We start from the raw sequence: 4,226 nt of genomic DNA, 5'->3' as shown, positions 1-4,226 counted from the left end.
GTCTCGCCATAGTAGTCATTCTGGTTCATCTCCTTATGCGGGTTAGGTTCCCACACACAAACCATTAGACACTCTCGTGTCTAAGGGACGGTGGCGGTAGCCATTGCGGGTATTAGTCCGTTGTGGAGATACCGTGGCGTAATCAGCGCCGCAGACAGTGTCAGCCTGGGCCGAAAGTATCTGGTTAATGAAGTCTGTCAGCATCTGGCGCATCAAGTCTGGGGAGGCTTGGGTGAGCAATTCTTCCAGATACGCAGTGGGATCGATATGATGGGGGTTAGCGGCCATCGCGGTTACATTCCTTTCGAGGATAAGTAGAAGTTGATTCGAAAGGTACCCGTGATGGTCGCCTTATTGTGCACCGGCACGAGGCTTACCACGGGTTACAGATACACCACACTAGTGGACGCAACCTGTGCCTTTAGCGCCAAGCAACGCACGGCGCGCTCGACGACGCACCCGCTCGACGTGCTCAGCCTCATCGAAAAGTTCGCGCTGCGCGCTCGCACCCAACGCGATGCTTGGGCCATACGCTCCGAGTTATGTGAGTTCCGCGGAAGCGCCACTGCCTTGCGTAAGCGGGCGCGCGACCTCTTGCGGGAGCTACAGCCGCCCCGCACTCCCAAGAAAGGCGTGCGGATCACCCGCCGGCCGCGCGGCCCGTGGTCGTTGACCATCACCGGGGAATCCGCCGACGTCGCCGATATGCACTCTGCCCTCGATAACGAGCGCCCATTGGAATCGGTCAAGTCCATCTTCTTCGGCGGGAAGTCCGGAGCGCGCACTACCGCTACCACCCAGGTGGTCATCACCTTGGACGAGCTCGACCGCATCGTCGATGGCGATGGCGAGGAAATAACCCTCCAGCTCACCAATGGCTCGCGAATCAGGGGCGCTGACTTCGTCACCCGGGTCCTAAGCTCCCACGGGTACATCACGCTGGTACACCCTGTAGAGGCCAAGGGCCAAGGTTGTTGATGGTGATCCGGTAGAGGTCTCGGGGGTCTTGCGCACGGCCCGGGCAGCCCAGGCTTCCATGATCTGCTGGACGGTGCGCTTGCGGGCTGGGGTCGATCCACTCCTCGCGGTGAAGCGCGCGCACTTGCTCCTGGAGCCAGGCTTTGGCCTGCTTCTCGGTGTCGAAGGTCTTGGAGTGCTCCCGGTCGATGTTGTTCCGGTAGCGGGCTACCCAGCGGGTGCGGCCTTTGGTGTAGGTGCTGTCAGCCTTCTTGCGGGGTTTGGTGACGCGGCGTTGGATAGCCGTGCTATGCTCCTTGGAGGTGTTTGATCCTCGTGGTGGGGGACAGGCCCGTTGTTTCCCCGGTGGTGCGCAGGCCATCGGGGATTTTCTCATTGGGATCCAAGCATAGCACGGAGGGCCACGGGTGATGTTCCCGTGTCCCACTGTGCTGGGTTTATCCTTTTGGTATGGGAGCGAAGGTTCCGTCTAGCACTATTTTTGCTGGACTCATTTTCGCTTCAACTGCTATGGATACGGCTTCGTCAAGATGTACAGCCATGAGAGAGATTGGATGGTTGTCATCCCTAGCGCATCTCTCAAAGTAGTCTATCCACTCTGAATCGATTAGTGCTATCGGAATGGAACTGACTACGTTCTTGGCGTGACCTCGGACTATATTGACCCTTAACCCATCGTCATCTTCCATAAGATGGAGCCGCTTGTGGTTAGCAAAGTATGCCACGAGTTGCTCCTTGATGGAGTTGGCCTGGGGTGACATCAGTTGCACCCGTCATCCGTCGGAAAAGTGGTGAGCACTTCATGCTTGTCGGTCAGGATCGTCCTTGTTCGCTTTGTCTTGACGACTTCTCCAGAGTCCTTGTTGACGAGATAGATCTCTGAGCTGACACACCATTTGCCACCATCTTGCGGGGCAGTTTGATCGGGATTAGTGATGTTCTTGGTGAGCGCCATGTCTGCGATGTCGCGCCAGTTACGTCCCTCGATGTCGGCGAGTGTTTGCCACTGCGGGCCGTGGCGGTTGACAATGTGGCGGAATCCGACGTTCTCAGTTCCGCATTTCAGGGTGATGTCGCCAGCGCCAAGCTGGTTTTCTGGCGGCCCGTAGGGGCCACCGTGCCATGTGCGGATCACCTTGCCAATGTCTTTTGCTCCGTCTTGTGGGCAAGCGCCCCAAACCGCAGGATCTGGCATGTCAACAGCCTGCGCGGGGATCGTAGTGAGTGGGCCGAATACCGCTGCGCTAAGGCTGACCGCAAGTAGTCTTTTGATTCTAATGTCCCCTCCTTAACTAGTGTGACTGGGATATCAATCATGGTAGGGTAGCGCCGCAGGTTTCACAACCGAGAAGAAGAGATTCCCCTCACGTCAGATATGTACGAAAGCGCCCCTGGCTTGCATGAGGTCAGGGGCAGGTAAGGAGTTTTGCAGGGGGCTACAGGGCGGCGTCGAACTTCGCTGCGCACTGTTTCGTCCATCCGGTGGTGCCGTCGGTGAATACCGTGGTGCCACGCTGGTAAAGGGTGTGGTCGGTGAGGCAGTGGGAGGTGGTCTGCCCGGTGTCCTGTACGGGCGGGGCAGGCGGTGCCGTGGCGTCATCGACCGGCTGGGCGGGTTGCGCGGGTAGCTTTGAGGTGTTGTCATCACCTTGAGCAGGGGCCGGAGCCCCCGGAAGATCCAGTACCCAAGCCTTCGTCGCACCTCGGGGTGAGATGGTGAGATTTTCCGCGTTCGCAGGTACCGCGTAGACGTTCTGCGTGCGCTGTTTTCACCCACGCGGGTGAGGCTATCCCCTGTGGGGGACAAAGATTCGCAATCGAATGCGATGCCCAGCGGCTCCGAATATCCGTCCTTCGTGAGCACTTTCGCGTCGCCGGTGGTGAAGGAGAAGTTATCCGACCAGGAGTACTCATTGACGGCGATCTCCGCGTCAAAGGTGAGATAGGTCTGCTCCTCGGTGGGGCGTCTACGTAGCTGGCGACTCGGGGACACTGGTCATGTAGAGCCACGTTGCTGATAGTGACGTCAATGTCGCAGGTCCGATCACCATCGCAGGTGATGGTGAAAGGCTCTCCTTCATTGATGGTGTCCAGTGTGGGGTCCGAGGACGCAGCCACCTCGGTGGAAGGAGCGGCTTCCGCAGTCGTGGTGATGTCCTCCTTGGCCTCATTAGCGCTGCTGCACGCGGACAGGAGCAGGGCAGCGGGGATCAAGACGCCCAGGGGCCGGATAGTGGTGCACTGCATGATGGGTTCCTTTCTAGGTGGGGCTACTCGCAGGCCACGCCGTCGCCGTCTTTGTCGAGATCGCGGCTGTTACCGGAGCTGTCTGTGTAGAGCGGAGCAGCACCGGCAGCACGCACGGCTGCGCAGTTCTTGTAGTAGGTGGATGCTGCAGGGGCGGGGCGACAGGAGCTTCATAGGCGGGAGCAGGATCCGCCACAGGGGCCGGAGCGTTAGCCTCCTCCACGTCCCCCGCAGCTGTGTCGTTGCTCTCCTCGACAGCGGTTTCCACCGGCTCCTCAACCTGCTCTGGCTCCTCCTCCTGGGTGACCACCTCGGTCAGGGTGACCTCTGCGGTCACAGCCCCCTCTGAGGTCACCTCCACAACGCAGGTCTGCATCGCCGTAGGAGTCTCCACCACAGGCTCCTTCTCGGGTACGTCGCTCTCTGTCGCCGGGACAATCGCAGACCCCACAACCAGCCCCACGATGGACCCGATGGCAATGACAGGCCACCGCCGGTTGACCTTCTCAGCGGCGGGCGGCTTACCAAGCAGGTACGATCCGCTTCGGACAAGAACGTGTAATTCTCAACCCCCTTCGCGGCTTCCGCAGAGCGTCCCTGTCGTGCTTCTCACAGTACATCCACCAGCCGCCAGGCAAGATGATCGCGACCCCCATGATGACCGCACCGATGAAGGTTCCAACACCGCCCTTCCCGATGCTGAGGAGACCTCCGAGCACCAACAGCACCCCGAGGATGATGGAGGCCCAGGCCAGGACGGTTTTCCAGGTTGGCGGTTTATGCTGCTCAGCCATAATTCAACTCCCAGTATCTCGTGTCACAGGGGGTACGAAAGTATCCTAAGCCGCCCAGCTCGCAAGGCAGAACACAACGCGGGTAGCGGGGGGTGTTCCTATGTAGTTTGTCAATCTCGCGGGTGGGGTGGACGGGGGCGGATCCTCAACTCGGGATTTTTTAGGTGTGTTGTTTTTGCGCGCGACTTGTAGCCGACTGGGATTTTT

At 59.3% G+C, this 4,226-nt stretch carries 6 protein-coding genes and 1 pseudogene; 2 read left to right on the top strand and 5 right to left on the bottom strand.

Going from position 1 to position 4,226, the window contains the following annotated elements; translation table 11 throughout:
• Positions 1–69 precede the first annotated feature (69 nt).
• Positions 70–288, bottom strand: a pseudogene (locus ABRP93_RS11440) (transposase); the annotation flags it as partial.
• 114 nt (positions 289–402) lie between these two features.
• Between ABRP93_RS11440 and ABRP93_RS11435 the strand changes: the two are divergent.
• Together ABRP93_RS11435 and ABRP93_RS11430 are read left to right on the top strand one after the other, a co-directional pair.
• Positions 403–978 (top strand): hypothetical protein, encoded by a 576-nt coding sequence (locus ABRP93_RS11435; protein ID WP_349887999.1) that lies wholly within the window; start codon positions 403–405, stop codon positions 976–978.
• 28 nt (positions 979–1,006) lie between these two features.
• Positions 1,007–1,288: a hypothetical protein gene (locus ABRP93_RS11430; protein WP_349887998.1), complete on the top strand. Its 282-nt coding sequence runs from the start codon at positions 1,007–1,009 to the stop codon at positions 1,286–1,288.
• 127 nt (positions 1,289–1,415) lie between these two features.
• Here the strand turns inward: ABRP93_RS11430 and ABRP93_RS11425 are convergent, their stop codons facing one another.
• The 4 genes from ABRP93_RS11425 to ABRP93_RS11410 form a co-directional block, all read right to left on the bottom strand.
• A complete protein-coding gene (locus ABRP93_RS11425) occupies positions 1,416–1,703 on the bottom strand; it encodes a hypothetical protein (protein WP_156904618.1) in 288 nt (95 codons plus the stop codon).
• A gap of 35 nt (positions 1,704–1,738) precedes the next feature.
• Positions 1,739–2,173 (bottom strand): hypothetical protein, encoded by a 435-nt coding sequence (locus tag ABRP93_RS11420; RefSeq protein ID WP_349852783.1) that lies wholly within the window; start codon positions 2,171–2,173, stop codon positions 1,739–1,741.
• Between the two features lie 1,065 nt (positions 2,174–3,238).
• On the bottom strand, positions 3,239–3,619 hold the full coding sequence (locus ABRP93_RS11735) for a hypothetical protein (RefSeq protein WP_023022728.1): 381 nt from the start codon (positions 3,617–3,619) through the stop codon (positions 3,239–3,241).
• A 127-nt stretch (positions 3,620–3,746) separates the two neighbouring features.
• Positions 3,747–4,019 (bottom strand): hypothetical protein, encoded by a 273-nt coding sequence (locus ABRP93_RS11410; protein ID WP_023022726.1) that lies wholly within the window; start codon positions 4,017–4,019, stop codon positions 3,747–3,749.
• Positions 4,020–4,226: the final 207 nt, after the last annotated feature.

The organism is Corynebacterium sp. KPL2850 (genome assembly GCF_040225855.1).
Taxonomy (GTDB): domain Bacteria; phylum Actinomycetota; class Actinomycetes; order Mycobacteriales; family Mycobacteriaceae; genus Corynebacterium.
This window is presented reverse-complemented; position numbering and strand designations above follow the sequence as displayed.